This window comes from Moellerella wisconsensis ATCC 35017, from assembly GCF_001294465.1.
Lineage (GTDB): Bacteria > Pseudomonadota > Gammaproteobacteria > Enterobacterales > Enterobacteriaceae > Moellerella > Moellerella wisconsensis.
This window is the reverse complement of the sequence record NZ_LGAA01000009.1, coordinates 1-25,857: the sequence shown is the minus strand read 5'-3', so window position 1 is coordinate 25,857 and position 25,857 is coordinate 1. Positions and strand designations below refer to the sequence as shown.

Sequence of the window (25,857 nt, the reverse complement as noted above, 5' to 3'; positions counted from 1 at the left end):
ATCTGCCTCGGAACATAATCTATGTGATAACCTTAACTATACCTCAATAACTATACATCAATAACTACAATGCATTTATCGCGGTTAATTAGGTTATTTTTGCTATCAAAAACTAATACCAATCTGCGTTACGAATAACACCGACAGCTAATCCTTCGATAGTAAAGCTCTGTTCACGCAGATCGACAACAATAGGCTCAAAATCAGGATTTTCAGCTATTAGTTCAACTTTATTGCCGACTTGTTTAAAACGTTTTACAGTGACTTCATCTTCAATACGCGCAACAATAACCTGCCCGTTATGAACATCCTGAGTTTTATGCACAGCTAGCAGATCGCCATCCATAATCCCTATATCTTTCATCGACATACCACTAACCCGCAGTAAAAAATCCGCGTGTGGCTTAAACAATACTGGATCGACCTGATAATGGCTCTCAATATGTTGCTCTGCCAATAATGGTTCACCCGCAGCCACGCGGCCAATCAGCGGTAGTCCTGGCGTTTCTGTTGGTTCTTCTAGCAGCAAACGAATACCACGGGAGGCGCCAGAAACGATTTCTATCACCCCTTTTCGTGCTAATGCCTTAAGGTGTTCTTCTGCCGCATTCGGCGATCGGAATCCTAAACTTGTCGCTATTTCAGCACGCGTTGGTGGCATACCCGTTTGCGAAATGTGATCACGCACCAGCTGGTAAACCTGCTGTTGCCTTGCAGTTAATGCTTTCATCTCGCCCCCTGTTTGTTTATACAGTCTGACTGTGAGTATATACAGGTAAATGGCGATTGGAAACCGTTAAATACGTGAAATCTCTGGATTCCTATGCATTATTGATATAATAAATAAACAATAAGCGTCAGTAATAATTATTATTGATTTAATAACTCGTGCCATAACGCTGCCACAAAACCATTGCCCAAATAAATAATGCCAAGCCAATCGACACAAATACGGCGGCTGAACCAATATCTTTGGCTCTACCGGATAATTGATGGTATTCACTGCCAACACGGTCAACAACGGCTTCTATAGCACTATTAATCAACTCAATAATTGCCACCAAAACTACGGCGCTAATCAATAAAATTCTTTCGAGATAATTTATATCGAGGTAAAAAGCTAAAATAATGGCTAAAATTGCCGCAACTGATTCTTGGCGAAAAGCCGCTTCATTAATCCAAGCCGCTTTCAACCCTTTCATCGAGTATCCAGCTGCTTTTATAACCCTTGTTAACCCTTTTGTTTGGTTTGCCATCAATAAACGCTCTCATTAATAAAGGAAAATAAAATCTATTAAGTGATAAAAAGTTGTCTCGGTTCAACAGATCTACTCGTTGATTTCTGGTATGCTTGCGCAGTATTGCTAACAAGAGGCTATAACAATTTATGTCACTTTGGCGTAAACTATATTATAACATGTTGAATTTACCATTAAAGTTTTTGGTAAAAAGTAAACTTATTCCGACAGATCCCATTACAGAATTAGGACTCAATACCACGAGCCCGACGCTGTATGTGTTGCCGTATCATTCAAAAGCTGACTTATTGACGTTAAGACAACAATGTCTGGCTATTGGATTACCGGATCCACTAAATTCTGTCGATATTAATGGCACTAAATTACCGGCTTATGTCTTTATTGATGATGGCCCGCGGGTGTTCCGCTATTATTCCCCAGACCCTCGCAAAGACTCGGTCAAAACCTTTCATGCGTATCTTGATTTGCATCGTAATAATCCAAATCTGGATATTCAAATGCTACCGGCTTCGGTAATGTTTGGTCGCTCGCCAGGTCGAGAAGGACATAACTCAGCCCCGCAATTACGCTTACTTAATGGAGTGCAGAAATTTTTTGCCGCTCTGTGGCTAGGTCGAGATAGCTTTGTACGCTTCTCCCCACCAGTATCAATGCGCGTTATGGCTGAAGAACACGGCACCGATTCGATTATTGCCAATAAATTGGCACGCGTCGCCCGTATTCACTATTCTCGTCAACGGTTAGCTGCCGTTGGACCAAAACTGCCGGTGCGCCAAGATTTATTCAATAAATTGCTAACATCAAAAGCGATTGAAAAAGCCGTTGAGGATGAATCTCGCAGCAAGAAAATCCCGCTTAAAAAAGCACAACAAAATGCTGTAAATATGATGGAAGAAATAGCCGCTAACTTCTCTTATGAAGCTATTCGTCTGTCAGATAGGGTATTAAGTTGGACATGGAACCGTTTATATCAAGGTATTAATGTTCAGCACGCTGAGCGCGTTAGGCAATTGGCACAAGATGGACATGAAATTGTTTATGTTCCTTCACATCGTAGCCATATGGATTACCTTTTATTATCTTATGTGCTTTATCATCAAGGGCTTGTGCCACCGCATATCGCCGCGGGGATTAATCTGAACTTTTGGCCGGCAGGTCCTATTTTTAGACGTTTAGGCGCCTTTTTTATTCGCCGTACCTTTAAAGGCAATAAGCTTTATTCGACTGTTTTTCGTGAATATCTAAGCGAACTGTTTGCTCGCGGCTATTCGATTGAATACTTTGTCGAAGGCGGCCGTTCTCGTACCGGTCGATTATTGCAGCCGAAAACCGGCACCTTGTCGATGACATTACAGGCCATGTTACGCGGCGATTCTCGCCCTATCACTATCGTGCCTATTTATATCGGCTATGAGCATGTGATGGAAGTTGCAACCTATGCGAAGGAACTCAAAGGCGCTGAGAAAGAGAAAGAAGGCTTTTTCTCTATGATCCGTGGTTTGCGTAAACTGCGTAAACTAGGCCAAGGATATGTTAACTTTGGTCAGCCCATTTCCTTAAGTCACTATTTAAATCAGCAGGTTCCAAACTGGCGTGAATCTATCGATCCTATCGAGCCACAACGTCCAAGTTGGTTAAACCCAGCTGTCAGTGATTTAGCCGAAAGCATTATGGTAAATATCAATAATGCAGCCGCAGCTAATGCGATCAACTTATGTTCAACCGCATTATTGGCATCACGACAACGCGCATTAACCCGTGAGCAACTGGTTGAACAGGTGGATTGTTATCTGCAATTACTGCGTAACGTGCCGTATACCGCAGATGCTACTACGCCAAATAAAACCGCGGATGAACTGCTAAATCACGCATTACAGATGGATAAGTTCGAAGTCGAAAAAGACAGCATGGGCGATCTGATTATTCTGCCGCGAGAAAATGCTGTTCTGATGACTTATTATCGTAATAATATTCATCATCTCTTGGTTTTACCATCGTTGATAGCCTGTATTATTCTGCATCATGGGCGGATCGGACGCGAAGATATTCATTATCAGGTTGAGTTAATTTATCCATTCCTGAAAGCTGAATTGTTTATGCGTTATGATAAACAGTCACTGTCTGAAGTTATTGATATTCTGCTAGATGAGTTAGCTAATCAGCGGTTAATTACTCTAAAAGAAGACGATATGTTGGTGCATAATCCGCATCGTATTCGTCCACTTCAATTACTGGCGGCTGGCGTTCGTGAAACATTACAACGGTATGCTATTACCTTGTCGTTATTAAATGCCACGCCGGAGATTAGCCGTAATACGCTGGAAAAAGAGAGCCGTATTCTGGCTCAGCGTTTATCGGTACTGCATGGAATTAATGCCCCGGAGTTCTTCGATAAAGCGGTCTTTTCTACTCTGGTCGAAACACTGCGCTCCGAAGGTTATATTGATAATACCAATAATGAAATCTTTACAGCCAACGCTAAGTTGCTCTACAGCGTGATAGCCAAACTGATGTCACCAGAAATCAGATTAACTATTGAAAGCGTGAGTCAACCTGAAGAGATATCCCCCAGCGAACTCTCTGTTCCCCCTCAGGATGACTCGATAGCTACTCGCGATAAAGACGAAAAATAGTTAAATTATAAAATATCATCACATTAACTCTATTTTAATTGATGAATAAAAAAGGTCTGGCAGATGCCAGACCTTTTTTTATTGATAAGCTAGCTTAATAGCTACTGCGCTTAAATTTGCTTAGCTTAGATATAGCTAAATATAATGCCAATTAACAAAACTAATCCGACATAATTATTATTTTTAAATGCTTGAAAACACGGAGCTCGTTCTCGATCGGTCATTAATTTTTGCTGATAAACAAATAAGGCCATCACCAATAATAATGTCCAATAATAAATCCCCGCTAACCCAGCAAGCTGACCAATCACACATAGGATCCCTAGCATGATTAATTGCAAAATACCGATAATAATTTTGTCGTGTTGACCAAATAAAATAGCCGTCGATTTAACCCCTATTTTTAAATCATCATCACGATCAACCATCGCATATTGGGTATCATAAATCACAGACCAAATAATATTGACCATAAACAGCAACCAGCAAACGAGCGGTAATGTTCCACCAACGGCAGAAAATGCCATTGGAATTGACCAACCAAAAGCGGCGCCTAATACCACTTGTGGTAAGTTACTCACTCGCTTAACAAAAGGATACAACCAGGCTAATGCCAACGCTGCAATCGATAGCCAAATGGTCATCGTATTCAGTGTTAAAACTAATAAAAATGAAATCAGCACCAGCGAGATAAATAATATCTTGGCTTCTTTTTCAGTTACATGCCCGCTAGGTAAAGGTCGATGTTTCGTTCTTTCAACGTGACCATCAAATTTTCTGTCTGCAAAATCATTAATAACGCAGCCCGCAGCCCGCATAAAAAATACCCCGGCAGTAAATACCACCAGCAGATGAAAACTTGGCATTCCTTCGGCTGCCATCCATAAGGCCCAATAAGTCGGCCATAACAGCAATAATGAGCCAATAGGCTTATCAATACGCATTAAACGGCTATATGCCTGCCATTTGCTCAGCGTCATACGTCCCTCCAATTTATTGCGCTCCTTAATCTATTCTATTTATACGCAGGTGATTCGGGTAAAAATAATTCAGTTAATAACAAGGGCTTATTTGAAAGCCGTAACAGAGAACGTCGAGCCCAGCGTTCACACTGTTTGCCTATATGAATATAATCTCGTGTCAGATTATTGCCGCTAAAAAGATATTTTCCTAACGGAATCGTGCCTAAATCAACTAATCGCTGTTCATCACCGACTAATGTTTCTTCAGGAACCAAAGTACGCCCTAATAACCAAGGAATATTATCACCATATAGGATAACTTCTCGCAGCCAGTATCGCTGACTGACAGATAAACAATCGGCCTCACCCGGATTTAATTCAGCCGCAGTGATAAATTTTTCTTGGTATGGCTCGACAGTCACTTGTTGACAATATTGCTCAAAGCGGCGAGTCATCGACCCTAATTCCATTAACCAGTCGTGTATTTTTTCCGGTACGGATATTTCTTCGGTTACCTGCCATGCAATAGGACGGGAGGTCAAAACCGTTTCATCTATCATTATTTATTCCACTACCAATATAAGTCTGGCCATTATAACTATCTAAATATTAATTGAATTTAAAACTAATAACTAAAAATCGACAAAATGCCATCTGATAAGTTTTATGAAATAGGATCTCTGTCGAATAAGTTATCTCTCGTAGATCAATTAATTAACGCTTAATAACTCTATTATTTCAATACTAAAAGGATATCACGTTGCTTCATCACACGCTTAAAGATTGGCAATAAATTATATAAAAAGTTGATAACAAAACAATTTATTAAAAAAAAGTAAACAGAAATATGGTTCTCAAAAAAATAATAAAATGGAATGGTGAATACACCATAAAAAAACAGCCTGAACTGAGTCAGGCTGTTTCCATTTAATCAGGCATGATTTAATCGATTAACGCCATGCTTTATAGCTATTAATCAATCCATTAGTTGAACTGTCATGACTGTCGATTTTAGCTTCATTTTCTAATTCAGGCAGGATACGGCTGGCTAATTGTTTGCCCAGCTCAACACCCCATTGGTCAAAGGTGAAGATATTGAGGATCGCACCTTGAACAAATATTTTATGCTCATACATAGCAATCAATGCCCCCAGTGAATAAGGCGTGATTTCCTTGAGCAAAATTGAGTTAGTTGGGCGATTACCTTCAAACACTTTATAAGGTGCAACGTATTCCATCGCTGCCGGATCTTTGCCCTGAGCTGCAAACTCTGCATCTACAACTTCGCGAGTTTTACCAAATGCCAAGGCTTCAGTTTGAGCAAAAAAGTTAGAGAGTAATTTGCTGTGATGATCACCTAATGGATTATGGCTTACCGCTGGTGCAATAAAATCACAAGGAATTATTTTAGTTCCTTGGTGAATTAATTGGTAAAACGCATGTTGCCCATTAGTCCCTGGCTCACCCCAAATAATTGGGCCCGTTTGGTAACTGACTTTATGTCCATTACGGTCGATATATTTACCGTTTGATTCCATGTTTCCTTGTTGGAAATAGGCGGCAAAACGATGCATATATTGGTCATAAGGCAAGATAGCTTCGGTTTCAGTACCAAAGAAATTGTTATACCAAATACCAATCAAGGCGAGTAATACGGGAATGTTTTTTTCAAACGGTGTGCTAGTAAAATGTTTATCCATGGCATGTGCGCCACTGAGTAATTGCACAAAGTTGTCATAACCAATCGACAGAACAATGGATAAACCAATCGCTGACCATAAAGAATAGCGTCCGCCGACCCAATCCCAGAATTCAAACATGTTATCGACATCGATGCCGAATTTTTCAACTTGTTCTTTATTGGTGGATAAAGCCACAAAATGTTTAGCGATATGTGCTTCATCTTTTGCTTTTACTAATAACCAATCACGCGCTGAAAGCGCATTAGTCATTGTTTCTTGGGTAGTAAATGTTTTAGACGCAATAAGGAATAACGTGGTTTCTGGATTTAGAGATTTTAGTGTTTCAGCAATCTGAGTGCCATCAACATTGGAAACAAAATGCATATTTAAATGATTTTTATACGGTCTTAATGCTTCTGTTACCATAAATGGCCCTAAATCAGAGCCTCCGATCCCAATATTCACTACATCCGTAATGGCTTTACCGGTAAATCCTTTCCATTCACCACTGATAATACGCTCACTAAAATGCTTCATTTTTTCCAGCACCGCATTCACGTCAGGCATAACATCTTGCCCATCGACATAAATTGGCGTATTCGCCCGGTTGCGCAAAGCAATATGCAAAACAGCGCGGTCTTCCGTTCCGTTAATTTTTTCACCGCTGAACATGCTGTTAATTGCACTGGCTACGTCGGTTTCTTGCGCTAACGCCTGCAATTTGGTCAACGTTTCTTCAGTAATTCGGTTTTTGGAGAAGTCCACCAGAATCTGGTTGTCGAACGTTGCCGAAAATTGGGTAAAACGATCCGTTTCTTGCTTGAACAAATCGCGCATATGAACGTCTTTCATTTCAGCAAAATGCTGCTCCAATGCACGCCAGGCAGCTGTTTGACTTGGATTGATTTTCTTCATGGATAATACTCTCCAGACAATTTTAATTTGAGGACAGATTGTAACCTGTCAAAACCAGATAAAGACTCTTTTTTTGTGCTTTGCTGATATTGGTCAATTCCAGCCAATTTTTCCAGAGCTAATTATGACTCTGGGCTAAATAATTCAAAGAAATCTTGTTTATCATTCAATTAATCGAGTGAGTCATTGCTAAAAACGATAATTATCTCACCATCATTAATATTACTGATTTGAATCGATTCTTCATTGACGAAGTACCACTAAACCGATATTTCTAGAGGTAGAACTCGTCACCTAAAGGGATTAATACCATGAATGCAGTTGCCTCGCCCTCGTCAGATAATCAATTTGTTATCGCTAAATTTGGCGGCACCAGTGTCGCCGATTACCACGCGATGAATAAAAGCGCCGATGTCGTTCTCGCCAATGAGAATGTACGCATTGTAGTTTTATCCGCTTCTGCCGGCATTACTAATTTACTCGTTGCCCTAGCAGAAGGCTGCGAAATCGATAAACGAGACGAATTACTGCAACAAGTTCGTGATATTCAATACTCTATCGTTGATCATCTCGATAATGCTAATATTATTCGTGAAGAAATTGATAGACTGCTCGATAATATTGCCCGTCTAGCCGATGCCGCCTCATTGGCGACGTCCGCCGCATTAACCGATGAACTGGTCAGTCATGGTGAGCTGATGTCAACGCTACTGTTTGTCGAATTGCTGCGCCAACGCAATGCCAATTCAGAATGGCTGGATATCCGCCGCGTGATGAAAACTAACGACCAGTTTGGTCGGGCTGAACCGGATTTAATTCAGTTATCTGCGCTAGCCAAAGAACATATTCAACCTAAATTAGCTAACGCTATCGTGATTACTCAAGGATTTATCGGGCAAGATAATAAAGGACGAACCACGACATTAGGGCGTGGGGGCAGTGATTATACCGCAGCATTGCTCGGTGAATCACTTAATCTCAATCGTGTTGATATCTGGACTGATGTACCCGGCATTTATACGACTGATCCTCGCGTAGTACCTTCTGCACAACGTATTGATCAAATCGCCTTTAATGAAGCGGCTGAAATGGCCACCTTTGGTGCAAAAATATTGCACCCAGCCACCTTATTACCGGCAGTGCGGGCGGGTATTCCCGTATTTGTTGGCTCAAGTAAAGCGCCAGAAGCCGGTGGAACGTTAGTGTGTGACGAAACCCAAAATCCACCTCAATTCCGCGCGCTGACTCTGCGCCGTAAACAAACCTTGTTAACACTGCACAGTTTGAAAATGCTGCATGCACGCGGCTTTTTGGCTGAAATATTTACTATTTTATCGCGCCATCATATTTCGGTCGATCTTATCACCACTTCAGAAGTCAGTATTGCCTTAACGCTGGATACCACTGGCTCGACAAATACCAATGGCAGCTTGTTAACCAATGCGTTAATGACTGAACTGTCCGCATTATGCCGAGTGGAAGTCGAAGAGAATCTAGCTTTGGTGGCTATTATTGGTAATTCACTGTCTCAGGTAAATGGCCTAGGTAAACAAATTTTTGGCGCATTGGAATCATTTAATATTCGCATGATCAGCTATGGTGCAAGTACCCATAATATTTGTCTATTAGTTCCTGGTGATGACGCAGAAGAAATAGTGCGTACGCTCCACAAAAATTTGTTCGAATAAATAATTCAGACTATTAAAACCCCAATGCGCTAGAATGGCACATTGGGGTTTTCTATTATTATTTTTTCTATTATTGTTTTTTATCTTAATAAGATTAGGATAATTTTTAGTAAATAAATATAAGCATTAAATGAGATATTTAATTAATATAAAAAGTAAAAACAGCTTACTCATTAAAATTAGGCAGAGCCAGTTAAACCTCTCTGCCTGTTAATTAATATCGCGAAGTCAGTCACAAATACACTTAATTAACTCGATATCCGCCATGAGTGATCGCAAAGTAATTAAATTTACCCCATTGAATTAATTGTTGTTCTAACTGCTGGCTATTCACTTTGCAAAGTTCTGCAATCTTATTAATTACAAAACCATTATCTTCAACTAATTGTTCAGCAAAAACCTCAGCGATAATCTCGCACTCTTTTGGTGTCACTAACCAGCCGTCATTAGTCGCAAATTTATGTACTGGGATCATTCCCTGTTTAGCACTTTCCTGCGAAAGTAATACATGTTCATCTTGTTGAGCTTGATGGAATGAGGCGATTTCTTCCTCTGAAGGCGTCGGACAAACTTGCGCCTGTTCTTCCAGATAACGATAAATTTCCTCGGCACGCGCCGGAGTTAATTCACTTCTTAACCAGATACGATTAAAACAATGTTCATCAAGAAAATCATCGGTATCTAATTTATCCATCATCTGCAATAAGCTAATCATTGCGCTTACCATGGCTTCACTTAATTGAAAACATTCAGGCGTCAGACTATTTTGAACCTGATAAGGAAAGCGAGTATTGGCAGAAAGTACATCTTCAATAATAAATTCGTAGCTCATTTTGCTGCCTCATTAAGATCTTTATTACTACATGGAGGCTAATCCCCAAAAATCAATCTATCACCCGAAATATCGCTGAAACAAAATAGGCTTTTATTCCAGCGATAATGTTGACTCTCTATCGGTCTGACTAATCAGCGTCATACCCTAAATTAGGGGCTAGCCAACGTTCAAGTTCGGTTATCGACATCTTTTTTCGTGCGGCATAATCAGCAATCTGATCACGTTGTAATTGGGCTACCGCAAAATATTTACTGTCAGGATGACTGAAATACCATCCTGATACCGATGCTCCCGGCCACATTGCATAGGATGATGTCAATTTCATGCCAATACGCTGCTCAACATCCAGCAACTGCCAGATCTTCTCCTTTTCAGTATGCTCTGGGCAGGCTGGGTAGCCCGGAGCCGGCCGGATCCCTTGATAATTCTCACGAATAAGCTGTTCATTAGGCAGATTTTCATCCTTTGCATATCCCCAATAATGTTTACGAACTTGCTCATGTAAGTATTCGGCAAACGCTTCGGCGAGACGATCGCAAATAGATTTCAGCATAATTTTATTATAATCATCATGCTGCTGTTCATAAGCATCCGCTAGTGCGTCTTCTTCTAATCCCCCCGTCACCGCAAATGCGCCGATATAATCAGCTTTTCCACTGCTCTTTGGTGCCACAAAATCAGACAAACAATAATTTGGAAATTCTTTTTTCTCGGTTTGTTGACGCAACTGACACGCTAACAGTGCCACTGAATCACGGGATTCTGAGGTATATATTTCGATATCATCATCAACGCGATTAGCTGGGAATAATCCAAAGATCCCTTTTGGCGTTAATTTTTTATTTTCAGCCAGTTGATCTAATAATTTATTCGCATCATTGAATAATTTACGGGCTTCTTCACCCACCACCGGATTATCAAAGATGGTTGGGTATTTACCGGAGAGAGACCACGTCATAAAGAAAGGGGTCCAGTCGATATATTCACGTAAAATACTGATGGGTGCTTCGACGTGTTGTACGCCAAGAAATTGCGGTACCGGTGGCGTATAATTTTGCCAATCAATGCCCAATCCATTGGCTCTAGCGGCGTCTAGAGAGACCGGTGGAGTGCGTGGTCTTTTGCGTGCATGCTGTTCACGTACGGTGTCATATTCGCGCCGAGTGCGTGCGACAAACTCGTCTTTTTGCGCATCTGAAAGCAAAGCGGCAACCACTCCGACGGTACGTGAAGCATTCTGCACATAAGTTGTTGGCCCGCTGTAATTAGGCTCTATTTTTACCGCTGTATGTGCTTTTGATGTGGTTGCACCGCCAATTAATAAGGGCAATGAAAACCCTTGGCGCTCCATTTCTTTGGCCACATGCACCATTTCATCCAACGATGGGGTTATCAGCCCTGATAGGCCAATGATATCAACGTTTTGTTCCTTGGCAGTTTTCAAGATGGTTTCACACGGCACCATTACGCCCAAATCAATAATTTCATAATTATTGCATTGCAGAACGACCCCAACGATATTTTTGCCAATATCATGAACATCGCCTTTGACTGTCGCCAGCAGTACTTTTCCCGCGGCTCTGCCCGACTGTTTTGACGCCTCAATATAAGGTTCTAAATAAGCCACCGCTTGTTTCATTACTCGTGCCGATTTAACCACCTGAGGGAGAAACATTTTTCCTTCACCGAATAAGTCCCCCACCACGTTCATGCCGTTCATTAATGAACCTTCAATGACATCAATCGGCTTTTCAGCTCGCTGGCGTGCTTCTTCCGTATCTTCAATAATGAACTCAGTTATCCCTTTGACTAAAGAATATTCTAGCCGTTTTTCTACTTCCCAGGCGCGCCATTCAGCTTGCTGAATTTTTTGCTGTTCTTCGCCTTTATTGCCTTTATATTTTTCTGCTAACTCTAATAAGCGCTCAGTGCTATCTTCGTGACGATTAAGCACTACATCTTCGACTGCGTCTTTTAATTCTTGTGGTAAATCATCATAAATTGCCAATTGTCCGGCATTAACAATCCCCATATCCATGCCATTACGAATAGCGTAATACAGGAAAACAGCATGAATAGCTTCGCGAACTCCCTCATTACCACGGAACGAGAATGACACATTCGATACGCCGCCTGAAATTAAAGCATGCGGTAGTTGCTGTTTTATATCCTTACAAACCTCAATAAAATCAACTGCATAATTATTATGTTCAGCGATCCCCGTGGCTACCGCAAAAATATTAGGATCGAAAATAATATCTTCAGCAGGAAAACCCACTTGTTCGGTCAAAATACGATACGCTCGGCGGCAAATCTCAAGTTTACGTTCACGAGTGTCAGCCTGTCCGTCTTCATCAAATGCCATGACGACTACTGCGGCGCCGTATTTTCGCAGTTTTTTCGCGTGGTCAATAAAAACATCGACGCCTTCTTTCATCGAAATCGAGTTAACAATTCCTTTGCCTTGAATACATTTTAGCCCTTTTTCAATCACGTCCCATTTTGAGGAGTCGATCATAATTGGTACACGGGAAATATCGGGTTCACCGGCTATCAGATTCAAAAACCGCGTCATCGCGGCTTCTGCATCTAACATGCCTTCATCCATATTAATATCAATAATTTGAGCGCCGCTTTCAACCTGTTGGCGTGCCACATCCAGCGCTTCTTGATAGTTTTCTTCTTTGATAAGACGCTTGAATTTGGCCGAGCCGGTGACATTGGTACGTTCACCCACATTAACAAATAATGAATTTTGCCCAATATTTAACGGCTCAAGCCCTGAAAGCCGACATTCAATAGCTAATTCAGGAATTTTACGGGGAGCCTTTCCTTTCACCGCTTGCGCCATCGCTTGAATATGCAGCGGTGTGGTTCCACAGCATCCTCCCACCACATTTAGGTATCCCGCGTCAGCCCATTCACCAATTTGCTGAGCCATATTTTGAGCATCTAAATCATATTCACCAAAGGCATTAGGCAATCCTGCATTGGGGTGAGCACTCACATAACATTCAGCTATTCTAGATAATTCAGCCACATACTGGCGTAATTCATCTGGGCCTAGTGCGCAATTTAAGCCAAACGTAATAGGTCTTGCATGGCGTAACGAATTGTAAAAAGCCTCGGTGGTTTGTCCGGTTAATGTTCGTCCTGAAGCATCGGTGATCGTACCTGATATCATGACCGGCAGCTTATAACCTAATTGCTCAAATTCAGTTTCAACCGCATATACCGCGGCTTTAGCATTTAAAGTATCAAAAATAGTTTCTATCATGATCAGATCAACCCCGCCCTCAATGAGCGCACGAGTTGATTCTCGATAAGCCTCCACCAGCTGATCAAAATAAATATTACGGTAGGCAGGGTCGTTAACATCGGGTGAAATAGATGCAGTACGGTTAGTCGGGCCTAATACCCCCGCCACATAACGGGGTTTATCCGGAGTTTTGGCGGTCCATTGATCGGCACATTCACGGGCTATTTTAGCCGCGGTATAGTTTATCTCCGCGGAAAGTGCTTCCATTTTATAATCGGCCATTGCCACGGGTGTTGCATTAAAGGTATTAGTTTCAACAATATCTGCGCCCGCCGCAAAATATTGATCATGAATATCACGAATAATGTCTGGTTGAGTTAAAACTAAAAGGTCATTATTTCCTTTAACATCGCAAGGCCAATCTGCAAATCGTTGCCCGCGATATTGCTGTTCCGTTAATTTATGATGCTGGATCATCGTGCCCATCGCACCATCTAACACTAAAATCCTTTGTTGTAATTGTTGTTTTAATGCATTGATTTTATTGGACACCCTTGCCTCCAGCAACTAAAAAATCTGTAAATAAAATACCGCCCGAATATCATTCTAACAACTAAGAATACCGCTAATACTGGACGCCTATAGGGGAGAAATGTGTATAAATATTTATCCTATCACAACTGACTAAAGTTAAATGCGTTATATACTTGAGAGTTTTTCAGGTTGCAGGATAGCGAACGTTCAACTGATCAGATGAGTGTTTTACTCTGATATCATTCATAATAGACGATAATACGTTTTCCAATTAGGAGAGTCCTCAATGAGTACTGCGCCAATCAGTAAAAAAATAAAAAAAGCCAAGGGCCCCGCAAGTGGTGCTCCGGCTGCTGGGCAAGTTCAGTCCCTCAGCCGAGGCCTGACCTTGTTGGAATATATTTCTGAATCAATTGGTGGGGTCTCATTAACAGATTTAGCATTACAAGCAGGTTTGCCCAATTCGACCACTCACCGCCTATTAATGACATTAGAGCAGCATGGTTTTGTGCGCCAAACCGGCGATCTCGGTCTATGGGTTATCGCTTCCAATGCTTTTATTATTGGCAGTAGCTTCTTAGAAAGTCGCAATTTATTAGCCTTGGTACATCCTATTTTGCGCCGTTTGATGGAAGAATCGGGCGAAACGGTTAATCTAGCGATTTTAGATCATAGCGAATACGATGCAGTGATCGTCGATCAAGTCCAATGTAACGCGTTAATGCGTATGTCCGCGCCTATCGGAGGCAAACTTCCGATGCATGCCTCAGGTGCCGGAAAAGCTTTTTTGGCCACTTTACCTGAAGAACGGCTATTCCCACTGTTAAGTAGAAAAGGATTGCATGCATATACACCGCTGACTTTAACCAACCCATCTGCACTAAAAGAAAATCTGCAACAAGCTAAAAAACAAGGTTTTTCATACGATGATGAAGAGCATGCATTAGGATTACGTTGTATTGGCGCGTGTATTTATGATGAGCATAAAGAACCTTTTGCCGCGATCTCTATCTCCGGTCCATTATCACGTATTACTGATGATAGGATCACTGAATTAGGTGCAATGGTCATTAAAGCCGCTAAAGAAATTAGCCGTGAATACGGGGCGATCCGTTAATTTTATACCATTAACCTATTGATTTCAGACCAATAAGCGGGGGTCTGAAATCAAAACAATCGTCACTCTCTTGTGTAGCGGGTTATCGCCAATATCTCGGCTAATTCTCCCTCAATTTATTGTTCTCTCTATCCTCTAAATCAGTAATCTTAACGTTTCAGCGCTGAAGATTGACCGAGATCACAGATAAACACGATACTTGTCAACAGTTATTGCATCCTGAGGTTTTTCATTCAACAATGTTACCGGTAACATACGCCATAACAATCTATAAAATACTTAGGGTGGCCAAGTGCCCATTATGTTTTTAGATAATCCCTAAATAATTCAAAGCGTAGGCAGACGGCAAAACGAAGGTATTCTAATGAAAAATCAACACCAATCTTCCATCACAGTTCCTGTACATTCAGAAATAATGCGGATCACTAAACGTATTATTGAGCGCTCTAGACACACCCGAGAACAGTATCTCGCTAAGATTGAACAATCTCGCAGCCAGACTGTGCATCGTTCACAACTGGCGTGCGGAAATCTGGCTCATGGGTTTGCCGCCTGCCAAGCTGATGATAAAGCCGCGCTGAAAAGCATGACTCACGCCAATATCGCTATCGTGACTTCATATAACGATATGCTCTCTGCGCATCGTCCCTACGAAAATTATCCCGAAATTATTAAAGCCGCATTACATGAAAGCGGCTCGGTAGGGCAAGTGGCAGCCGGTGTGCCTGCAATGTGCGATGGAGTGACTCAAGGGCAAGATGGCATGGAGCTCTCCCTGCTAAGCCGTGATGTGATTGCAATGGCGACAGCTATTGGTCTTTCTCATAATATGTTCGATGGGGCATTATATTTGGGCGTATGCGATAAAATTATACCCGGTCTGATGATAGGCGCCCTGTCATTTGGTCATCTTCCGGCGGTTTTTATTCCTGCTGGCCCGATGACAACAGGTCTGCCTAATAAAGAAAAAGTGCGTATTCGCCAATTATATGCAGAAGGTAAAGTCGATCGCCAAGCGCTGCTTGAAGCAGAAGCCGCGTCTTATCATGGTATCGGGACCTGTACTTTTTATGGAACCGCCAATTCCAACCAAATGGTGATGGAAATCATGGGGCTGCATCTACCCGGCTCATCATTTGTCCATCCTGATACTCAACTACGCGATGAATTAACTAAAGCGGCAGCGCGCCAAGTCACTCGATTCACCGCACAATCGGGCAATTATTTGCCTGTCGGAAAATTAGTCGACGAAAAAGTTATTGTCAACGGTATCGTTGCCTTACTTGCAACAGGCGGTTCAACCAATTTAACCATGCACTTAGTCGCGATGGCTCGCGCTGCTGGTATCATCATCAACTGGGATGACTTCTCTGAATTATCGTCCATCGTTCCATTAATGTGCCGAATCTATCCAAATGGCCCAGCAGATATTAATCAATTCCAAGCTGCGGGAGGGGTATCTTTATTAGTTAAACAACTTCTGACCAAAGGCCTGCTGCATAATGATGTGCACACCGTCGCCGGTTTTGGACTATCACATTATACCTTAGAGCCTTGGTTGAATGACGGCCAACTAGATTGGCGCGAAGGCCCACAAACATCCTTAGATAATCAAGTTATTGCTGATATCCACCAGCCGTTTTCTGCTCACGGTGGAACCCGGGTGCTTTGCGGTAATTTAGGCCGTGCCGTAATGAAAACCTCAGCAGTTCCTGATGAAAATCAAATCATTGAAGCGCCTGCGGTGGTATTTAATAGCCAGCATGATATTACTGCCCGTTTTGAAGCCGGTGAATTAAATCACGACTGTGTCATTGTAGTTCGCTTTCAAGGCCCCGTCGCAAATGGTATGCCTGAGCTACACAAACTGATGCCACCTTTAGGTGTGTTAATGGATCGCGGCTATAAAGTTGCCTTGGTCACTGATGGTAGATTATCCGGCGCTTCGGGCAAAGTCCCCTCTGCTATCCATGTTACCCCCGAAGCGTATTCAGGCGGCTTATTAGCTAAAGTCTGCGATGGCGATATTATTCGAGTAAATGGAAAAACGAGCGAACTCACTTTATTAGTTGATGAACAAGAGCTTGCGACGAGACAGCCTTATCCAATAGATTTGAGCCAACAACGACAGGGTTCTGGCCGAGAGCTATTTGCCGCGCTACGCACTAATTTAACCGGCGCTGAAGAGGGAGCCTGTAGTGTTCACTTTTAGTTTCTAAAAACATAATTAGCGCAATATGACTGTATATATGTCGCAATATCTAGCAGATACTTTATAGGATAAAATGATGAATAATTGGAAATTGACACCAGAACAAATCTTAACTGCAGGCCCTATTGTTCCGGTGATTGTAATTAATGAACTCTCTCAAGCCGTACCTCTGGCAAAAGCATTAATTAGCGGTGGCGTTAAAGTGTTAGAAGTTACACTGAGAACAGAATGTGCTATCGACGCTATTCGCTTAATCGCACAAGAGGTTCCCGAAGCGATCGTCGGTGCAGGCACAGTTATTAATTCAAAACAATTACAAGCAGTTACTGAGGCTGGTGCGCAGTTTGCTATCAGCCCAGGCTTAACAGATAACCTACTCGATGCCGCGGTTAAAGGATCTATTCCATTGATCCCGGGCATCAGTTCAGTCTCTGAATTAATGCTTGGCATGAACTATGGATTAACTGAATTCAAGTTTTTCCCTGCTGAAGCGAATGGAGGTGTTAAAGCCCTCAAAGCTATCGCTGGACCTTTTTCTCAAGTCCGTTTTTGCCCAACGGGGGGAATTTCGCCCGCTAACTACCGCGATTATTTAGCACTCGATAGCGTGCTATGTATTGGCGGTTCTTGGATTGTTCCTGCTGATGCCTTACAACAAGGTGACTATGCACGGATCACTCAATTGGCTAAAGACGCTGTTGCGGGTGCGGCTGCTTAATTAATAGCTTTGGCATAATCAATTATTCTAAATAATAAGTTAACTGGCTAATCTATTATCCCAATGGGCTGTTTTAAGTATTATTATCATAATTCAGCCATTGGGATTTTCTTTTTGCTCCCTTATTACTTATCCCCTTCTTCCCGCTCTATTACGTATTGTAATAACTGCATATTTTAGTCTGTAAATTGCTGGCAAAAACGACGTTCAAGTGGATATGCAAATACATCTTCAATATATCCATCGCGGATACGTTGCTGTAATGCTTGCCAATAAGACACCGTAAATAATTCACAATGACAACGCGTAAAATAATCGCGGATTTGCGGGTCATAGCATAAAAATAGTGCCAGTTCTTCAGGAAAAACATCATTCTCTGCAACACTATACCAAGGTTCCGAAGCTAACTCTTGCTCCGGTGATAATGCCTCTGGAATGCGACGAAAATTCATTGCTGTCATATAATTAATTTCATCATAATCATAGAAAATAACCCGAGAATGCCGTGTCACTCCAAAATTTTTAAATAGCATATCGCCAGGGAAAATATTTGCGGCAGCTAACTGTTTGATCGCTTGACCATATTCCTGAACAATATTTTTTAATTGCTGATCGTCAGCCTGATCCATATAAATATTTAGAGGGATCATCTTACGTTCCATATACAAATGTTTAATCCGTATTTGATCGCCTAGATCGTCTATCTGAGAGGGGGCTTCATTCAATAATTCATCGAACAATAATGGGCTAATAAATTTTTTCTCGATCACAAAATTTTCAAACTCTTGCGTATCCGCCATACGTCCAACGCGATCATGCTCTTTGACTAAACGATAGCACTCCAATACCCGCTCTTTGGTGACTTCTTTTTGCGGTGAAAATTTATCTTTTATAATCTTAAAAACCCTATCAAATGATGGGGATGTAAATACAAGCATCACCATTCCCTTAACGCCGGGCGCAATCGAGAATTGTTCTCTTGAAAAATTAATATATGCTAAATATTCACGGTAATATTCTGTTTTCCCATGCTTCTGGCAGCCAATCGCCATATACAGTTCAGCGATTGACTTACAGGGTAAAATTTCACGTAGCCAAAAGACTAAAGCGGCAGGAAATGGGGCATAAACCATAAAATAAGATCGCGCGAAACCAAATACAATGCTCGCTTCATCGAAATCAGTTAAGCAACTATCAACATACATCTGCCCATGTTCATCTCTATGTATCGGTAACAAAAAAGGATAAATTTGCTGATCGATAGAAATTTTACCGACTAACCAAGCCGCTTTATTTCGATAAAACAGCTCATTAGCAATCTGTAATTGGGTAGGATAACGCTGTTGAAAAATAAATTGATGAGCTAAATGCTGGTAAATATATTCCACATCTCGGGCTAAATTTTGCCACGCTAAACGTAAAGAAAGCCCAGAAAGTATTTGAGTTAATACTGCTGAAATATTATCTTTTATCAGATAGTCACGTGCCAAAGGACGAGGAATATCACGAAATCTATCTGCTGGCTGAGAGGTAAAAATAAACAAATTATCGGGGGTAAGATCACGGTGTTGGAACAAACGACAATACACCGAATTAAAAAAGCTCTCTGCAATTTCAAATCGTGGATAATCAGGCAATAATTGGCAATATAGCTGTTTAATCTCAGCTAAAATATGCGGTGTTAATCCATCAATTAAGCCCATGCAACGCAATTGCGCTACGACTAAACCGACATGATGATCATAAAGCTGAATACGCTGCTTCATTGCATGTTGTACATTGTGCCAGTCTGCGAGTTCAAAACGCTTTTGTGCGCCAGATGTTATCTCTAGAAAACGCCCATATTGCGCATCGAATCCTTGCAAAATAGTTTGTGCGATTATTTGCTGTATCGATAATTTCATCGTCGTCCCCAGCAGAAAATAGGCACTAAGTAAGTGCCTGATATCATCATGAATCGATTATTCTGTACATAAACAGAGCGCAATCGCTTTTCTAAAGAGTCAACTAGAATTGATCTTCTTCCGTAGATCCGGTTAACGCCGTCACTGACGAATTACCTCCCTGAATAATATTGGTCACTTGATCAAAATAACCGGTACCGACTTCTTGCTGATGAGACGCAAAAGTATAGCCTTGTTGCTGCGCGGCAAATTCTCGTTCCTGTACTTTTTCAACATAATGCTTCATGCCTTGGCCTCGAGCATACGCATGTGCCAAATCAAACATGTTAAACCACATGCTATGAATGCCAGCAAGAGTAATAAATTGGAAGCGATAGCCCATTTCTGATAACTCATCTTGAAAGCGAGCAATGGTTGCATCGTCCAGATTTTTCTTCCAATTAAAAGACGGAGAACAATTGTATGCCAATAATTTCCCTGGATATTCCGCATGGATCGCCTCAGCAAAACGACGTGCAGCATCCAGATCAGGTTTCGAAGTCTCACACCAAACTAAATCCGCATACGGGGCATATGCCAAACCGCGGCTAATCGCTTGATCGATACCCGCCTTTACGCGGAAGAATCCTTCAGATGTACGTTCGCCGGTAATAAATGGTTTATCGTACGGATCACAATCTGAGGTTAATAAATCTGCAGCATCAGCATCTGTACGTGCAATCAGCAAAGTAGGAATACCTGACACATCAGCGGCTAAACGAGCAGCGGTTAATTTCTGTACCGCTTCTTGTGTCGAAACTAAAACTTTCCCCCCCATGTGACCACATTTTTTTACTGCTGCTAGCTGATCTTCAAAGTGAACTGCGGCCGCTCCTGCCTCAATCATGGCCTTCATCAATTCAAACGCATTTAATACCCCACCAAAACCGGCTTCAGCATCAGCAACAATAGGTAAAAAATAATCGATGTATTTTTCGTTTTCAGGGCCAATTCCATTAGACCACTGGATTTGATCTGCGCGTCTAAAACTATTATTAATACGTTTAATTACTTCAGGGACAGAATCTACGGGATATAGCGATTGATCAGGATACATACTCGAAGCGGTATTAGCATCTGCTGCGACTTGCCAGCCCGATAAATAAATCGCTTCAATCCCTGCTTTGGCTTGCTGTAAGGCTTGTCCCCCTGTCAATGCCCCCAATCCATTTACATAACCTTTCTTCGCTCCCCCCGTCAATAATGCCCACAGCTTTTCAGCTCCATGCCGCGCGAAAGTATATTCAGGATGAACTGAGCCTCGTAACTTAATCACCTCTTGTGCACTGTAAGAACGTTTAATCCCTGCCCAACGATCTGACAGCCATTCTTTCTCTAATTGCGCAATTTGTTGTTCTCTTGACGTTGTCATTGTTCTGTTCCTTTTTAGCAAATAACGATTTAGCAAATAACTATCATCAAAGGGCTAATCCAATAATTGATAACCAGGAACAGTTAAAAATTCGATTAACTCATCTTGCGTCGTGATTGTGCGCATCAGTTCTGCTGCCTCTTTGAAACGCCCACTTTGAAAACGAACGTCGCCAAGTTCTTGTTGGATCACTTGTAGTTCTTCATCCAACATTTCAATAAACAGCGATTTAGTGATTTTTTGACCGTTAGACAGTGTCTTACCATGACGGATCCATTGCCAAATAGATGTCCTTGATATCTCGGCCGTTGCTGCGTCCTCCATCAAACCATAAATAGGAACACACCCATTACCATCGATCCAAGCCTCGATATACTGCACTGCAATACGAATATTGGCGCGCATGCCCGCTTCAGTTATCTCACCTTCGCAAGGCTCAAGCAGTTGTTCTGCCGTTATCGGAGCCTCTCCCTCACGCATAATATCTAGCTGATTTTTACGCTTTCCAAGCGCCTGATCAAAAATGGCTAATACACAACTGGCCAGCCCTGGATGAGCAATCCATGTACCATCATGCCCATTATCAGCTTCCAGTTGCTTATCAGCGGTCACTTTTGCCAGCACCTGCTGATTGAGCGCCGTATCTTTACTTGGAATAAATGCCGACATTCCTCCCATAGCAAAAGCACCTCGTTTATGGCAGGTTTTAATCAATAATCGAGAATAGGCATTCAAGAATGATTGAGTCATCGTAACGCTTTGACGATCGGGTAACACGCGGTCAGGATATTCTTTTAATGTCTTGATATAACTAAATATATAATCCCAACGCCCGCAATTAAGCCCCACTATGTGATGGCGAAGGTAATAAAGGATTTCATCCATTTGAAAAACAGCCGGTAATGTTTCAATTAGAACAGTCGCTTTAATCGTACCGCGTGGAAGGGAGAATTGATCTTCAGCGTAGCTAAAAACATCACTCCACCATTGTGCTTCCTGCCATGATTCTAATTTTGGAAGATAAAAATAAGGGCCACTACCTTTCTTCAATAAAGCCTGATGATTGAGAAAGAAATACACCGCAAAATCAAACAATCCGCCAGGAATTGGTTGGCCATCCAATAAGACATGTTTTTCATCCAGATGTAGCCCGCGTACTCGAGCAATTAATACCGCAGGATCTGACTTTAATTGATAAACTTTCCCCTGCTCATTCTGAAAAGAAATAGTCCCATTAATTGCATCCCGCAAATTAATTTGACCATCGATTAATTTTTCCCATGCCGGAGAAAGAGAGTCCTCAAAATCAGCCATAAAGACTTTTGCTCGTGAATTCAATGCATTAATTACCATTTTGCGATCAACAGGACCGGTAATTTCAACACGACGATCTTCTAAATCAACAGGTATATTTTGTATTTTCCAATCATCATTTTTAATGGAATTTGTTTCCGAAATAAAATTCGGAAGAATACCTTTGTCAATTCGCTGCTGATAAACTTTGCGCTTTTCTAATAATAACCTCCTGCGCACTGAGAAGCACTCAGACAGTAATGTGATAAATTCAATTAGATCAGTGGTTAAAATTTCTTTAGCTTGATTTGAGGGGGCTTTAGTAAAAAACAATTGAGATGTTAATAGCTGTTCATTCATCGGTTGATCCTTATTTATCCCGAGCGATAAATTAAGACTAACCTAAAAGTAAATAAAATCAAAAACGGTTTCCATTTTAGCACTTAAATTAGTTTAACCCAATGATATTAAATAAATAAATGTAATTATGATAAATAACTGTTAGAAATATAGAATTTAAATAATAGTGTTAAGTAAATGTTAACTAATACTTTCTTGATTTTAACTGAACTAATAAGATTCACCGATATAGCCATGTCTATTCGGCTACTCTCAAGTAAATATTAGCATTTAACACCAAAAATAAGAATATCTACAGTATATTATTTTATTAACAGACTGGATATTATTTATTTATAGAATAAAGAATTGAACTTAATCAAGTGTTGGATTCATATCACTAAGATCATAAGGTGTGATCTGATACACAAAATAGTTTAACCAATTTGAAAACAACAGATGCCCATGACTGCGCCAAGTTAATAAAGGATCTTTATTAGGATCATCATCAGTAAAGTAATTACACGGAATAACCGGAGATAAACCAGCCTTTTCATCACGCCAAAATTCTTGAGCTAACGTACCAGCATCATACTCGGGATGACCGGTAACAAATGCCATCCTTTTATCTTTCGTTGCACAGAGATACACGCCCGCTTCTTCTGATGATGCTAAAATATCAAGATCTGTATTCTCACGAATATATTCTTCAGGAAAATCTGCATAGCGTGATTGAGGTGCAAAAAAACTCGCATCAAAACCACGAGTCAATAATGCATGAGGCTGCAAAGTATTATGCTTGTATACGCCCGATAATTTATCTTTTCGGGTTAATTTAGGCAGTCCATATAAAATATTTAATCCTGCCTGTACAGCCCAACAAATGAATAAGGTTGATGTTACATGCTCCTTAGCCCAATGAATAATTTTTTCAATTTGCGGCCAATAAGCTACATCATCAAATTCAACCAACCCTAATGGTGCGCCCGTAATAATCAAACCGTCAAAATTTTGCTGCTTAATATCATCAAAATCACAGTAAAAAGTATCTAGATGCTCTGCTGGGGTATTTTTAGATTCCCGTTGATCGATCCGTAATAATTGGATATCAATCTGTAAAGGAGTATTAGACAATAAACGTAACAATTGATTTTCGGTTTCAATTTTTTTAGGCATCAGATTTAGGATCAGCACTTTCAATGGTCGAATATCCTGAAATCGTGCTCTTGTTGATGTCATAACAAAAACATTCTCTTCGAGCAAAAAATTAACCGCAGGTAATTCATCAGGTAAACGGATCGGCATCACTAAACCCCTTTTTTATTTTTAACCGTATAGACTTCTAGAATGCTAAATAATTTAGCCAAACTAATTTGATTTGTCGAGTAATTCATCCCAATATGAATTTTATTCAATCATATGAATTCCAGTACAAATTAATTTCACTACGTTAATAATCTCATTTTATGTAAATATAGAGATTAGAGGTTTATATATGCTTGAATACAAACTGAGATTAAATGCTATCTGTGTTAATTATCTTTATAATATTGATTATATTTAATGACTAATTAAGGAAAATAAATTAATTATATTGATATTTATTCTAAAAAATTATTAATATTAAAATATTGCAAGTCAAATACAACACATTTATGTTAAATCACAAATAATTCTTCCCTGCTAAGTTTTATATAATTATTTAATTTAAATAAAATTGACTAGAAAGTATTATCTATAGAGTTAGCTAATCTATAGTGATAGTGATAGTGATAAATAATATATTATTAAGATCAAATTATTACCCTATCAGTAAAATCTTCAAATAACTATATGATATTTTTTACTCAATAAATTATAGATCAAGCTAATACTCAGTACTATGAATCTTAAATAAATCATTAAAGCTTTGCGAAACACTTCGCAGTATATTGAGTACCAGATAAATTCTTAAAATCAGCCTATGAAGCTAATCGCAAAACCAACGAATTAACTTAGACAAATCAAATATTAAAATTTAATTTCTTATACTTATATGTATGAGGATATTTTTATTACGAAGAGTAATGTTCTATTTTATTGATATAGATTTCTTAACTATGAGTAATTGACTAGTAGATATTATTTTATTCAATTATTTCAATAACTTAGTTTAATATGAGGAAAAATCATCTAAAAAAAGGAATTCTTAGCGTAATAGATTGAGGCGATAATTTAACTGAACACCAAACAACTTGATTTAGTTTAGTTTAGTTTAGTTTAGTTATGAGAATAATTAATCATTATTGCAGAAAATAAGGCATAAATAATCCGATTACAGAGCTATTTTTATCTATAATTTCAATAAATTATATTACTTAATACTTATTATAAAGATCTAATGTATTTTATTAAAAAGCGATGATGGATTTTAATCATACTGTAGCTATAATAAATTGTTATTAGCCGTAATTGATTATTTATATTACTAAAAGAATATTAATTTTTATCTGATTATATTATTAAACAATATTCAATTGTTATTATTTTTATTGCAATCCAAGTCTAGTTAAATCAGTTTTTAATCTCTTAGCCATAATAGTTTTAAATTACCGATATTACTTATTTATTATTCATCTACGGTACTGAAGCTGATATCAATTTGAATTTAATTATTAATACTTATTCAAAAACTTGTTTAAAAAATAGTGAGTTATTATTTAATATAAAAATAAAGATTATAAAGAAAGCGTTATTGAACACATTGAAAATGTATCGCTATAATTCTATCGTTCTAGGGTAGCAATAGACTCTAGTGAATATTAAGAAGTTTATCAAATATGTAAGCTCCAATATTCAATCATCTATAGCTTATGACTGTTATCAATATTTACTTGCAGAACGCATGAATAGGAGATTAAAGATTAGATCATTTACTGGTAAAACCGAGTAATCTAAAATAGGCGAGAATTTTAATTGATGAATCAATAGTAATTTGATATCAATAGAGGCTTATTAATAATTAAATTATAAGACACTCAATGAAGTCGGCTATGAATAGGCAGAGAAAATACACTTTATCCCTCTAACTAGTTGTTTATTTTTATCTTTTCTATC

The 25,857-nt window shown here is 39.9% G+C and carries 16 protein-coding genes; 5 read left to right on the top strand and 11 right to left on the bottom strand.

Translation table 11 applies throughout. The features are described 5' to 3' along the window. Positions 1 to 112: 112 nt before the first annotated feature. Together lexA and M992_RS04365 are read right to left on the bottom strand one after the other, a co-directional pair. Complete coding sequence (gene lexA, locus M992_RS04370) at positions 113 to 730, bottom strand: transcriptional repressor LexA (protein ID WP_047257458.1); 618 nt, start codon at positions 728 to 730, stop codon at positions 113 to 115. 148 nt (positions 731 to 878) lie between these two features. After that, positions 879 to 1,256, bottom strand: a complete 378-nt coding sequence (locus M992_RS04365) for a diacylglycerol kinase (RefSeq protein WP_053907474.1) — start codon at positions 1,254 to 1,256, stop codon at positions 879 to 881. 131 nt (positions 1,257 to 1,387) lie between these two features. Here M992_RS04365 and plsB point away from each other — a divergent pair, with 131 nt between their 5' ends. Continuing rightward, a complete protein-coding gene (gene plsB / locus M992_RS04360) occupies positions 1,388 to 3,892 on the top strand; it encodes a glycerol-3-phosphate 1-O-acyltransferase PlsB (protein WP_053907473.1) in 2,505 nt (834 codons plus the stop codon). 125 nt (positions 3,893 to 4,017) lie between these two features. Here plsB and ubiA read toward each other — a convergent pair whose 3' ends face one another. From ubiA to pgi, 3 genes are all read right to left on the bottom strand, one after another. After that, positions 4,018 to 4,872, bottom strand: a complete 855-nt coding sequence (gene ubiA, locus M992_RS04355) for a 4-hydroxybenzoate octaprenyltransferase (RefSeq protein WP_053907472.1) — start codon at positions 4,870 to 4,872, stop codon at positions 4,018 to 4,020. Between the two features lie 35 nt (positions 4,873 to 4,907). Further along, complete coding sequence (ubiC, locus tag M992_RS04350) at positions 4,908 to 5,414, bottom strand: chorismate lyase (RefSeq protein ID WP_390892476.1); 507 nt, start codon at positions 5,412 to 5,414, stop codon at positions 4,908 to 4,910. Positions 5,415 to 5,804: 390 nt separating this feature from the next. After that, positions 5,805 to 7,451 carry a glucose-6-phosphate isomerase gene (pgi, locus tag M992_RS04345; protein ID WP_053907471.1) on the bottom strand — a complete coding sequence of 549 codons (1,647 nt, stop codon included), beginning with the start codon at positions 7,449 to 7,451 and terminating at the stop codon, positions 5,805 to 5,807. A 311-nt stretch (positions 7,452 to 7,762) separates the two neighbouring features. Here pgi and lysC point away from each other — a divergent pair, with 311 nt between their 5' ends. Continuing rightward, the gene (gene lysC, locus M992_RS04340) at positions 7,763 to 9,139 is read left to right on the top strand and encodes a lysine-sensitive aspartokinase 3 (protein ID WP_047257463.1); all 1,377 of its coding nucleotides are present in this window, start codon (positions 7,763 to 7,765) and stop codon (positions 9,137 to 9,139) included. A gap of 244 nt (positions 9,140 to 9,383) precedes the next feature. Here lysC and M992_RS04335 read toward each other — a convergent pair whose 3' ends face one another. Together M992_RS04335 and metH are read right to left on the bottom strand one after the other, a co-directional pair. Beyond that, positions 9,384 to 9,971, bottom strand: coding sequence for a hypothetical protein (locus M992_RS04335; protein ID WP_053907470.1), 588 nt, complete (start codon positions 9,969 to 9,971; stop codon positions 9,384 to 9,386). Between the two features lie 130 nt (positions 9,972 to 10,101). Then, positions 10,102 to 13,785, bottom strand: a complete 3,684-nt coding sequence (gene metH / locus M992_RS04330) for a methionine synthase (protein WP_053907469.1) — start codon at positions 13,783 to 13,785, stop codon at positions 10,102 to 10,104. Between the two features lie 268 nt (positions 13,786 to 14,053). Between metH and iclR the strand changes: the two genes are divergently transcribed. The 3 genes from iclR (at position 14,054) to M992_RS04315 (ending at position 17,814) form a co-directional block, all read left to right on the top strand. Beyond that, positions 14,054 to 14,884, top strand: a complete 831-nt coding sequence (iclR, locus tag M992_RS04325) for a glyoxylate bypass operon transcriptional repressor IclR (RefSeq protein WP_053907468.1) — start codon at positions 14,054 to 14,056, stop codon at positions 14,882 to 14,884. Positions 14,885 to 15,299: 415 nt separating this feature from the next. Beyond that, on the top strand, positions 15,300 to 17,096 hold the full coding sequence (edd, locus tag M992_RS04320) for a phosphogluconate dehydratase (RefSeq protein WP_390892478.1): 1,797 nt from the start codon (positions 15,300 to 15,302) through the stop codon (positions 17,094 to 17,096). A 76-nt stretch (positions 17,097 to 17,172) separates the two neighbouring features. Continuing rightward, entirely contained in the window at positions 17,173 to 17,814 is a 642-nt protein-coding gene (locus M992_RS04315) for a bifunctional 4-hydroxy-2-oxoglutarate aldolase/2-dehydro-3-deoxy-phosphogluconate aldolase (RefSeq protein WP_053907466.1), read from the top strand. Positions 17,815 to 17,990: 176 nt separating this feature from the next. On the opposite strand, the gene aceK is transcribed toward M992_RS04315, so the two are convergent. The 4 genes from aceK to metA all read right to left on the bottom strand — a co-directional run bounded on the left by aceK (position 17,991) and on the right by metA (position 24,066). Then, positions 17,991 to 19,718 carry a bifunctional isocitrate dehydrogenase kinase/phosphatase gene (gene aceK / locus M992_RS04310; RefSeq protein WP_053907465.1) on the bottom strand — a complete coding sequence of 576 codons (1,728 nt, stop codon included), beginning with the start codon at positions 19,716 to 19,718 and terminating at the stop codon, positions 17,991 to 17,993. Between the two features lie 103 nt (positions 19,719 to 19,821). Beyond that, a complete protein-coding gene (aceA, locus tag M992_RS04305; protein WP_053907464.1) occupies positions 19,822 to 21,129 on the bottom strand; it encodes an isocitrate lyase in 1,308 nt (435 codons plus the stop codon). 54 nt (positions 21,130 to 21,183) lie between these two features. Further along, on the bottom strand, positions 21,184 to 22,782 hold the full coding sequence (aceB, locus tag M992_RS04300; protein WP_053907463.1) for a malate synthase A: 1,599 nt from the start codon (positions 22,780 to 22,782) through the stop codon (positions 21,184 to 21,186). Positions 22,783 to 23,136: 354 nt separating this feature from the next. Beyond that, complete coding sequence (gene metA, locus M992_RS04295) at positions 23,137 to 24,066, bottom strand: homoserine O-acetyltransferase MetA (RefSeq protein ID WP_053907462.1); 930 nt, start codon at positions 24,064 to 24,066, stop codon at positions 23,137 to 23,139. Between the last annotated feature and the right edge of the window lie 1,791 nt (positions 24,067 to 25,857).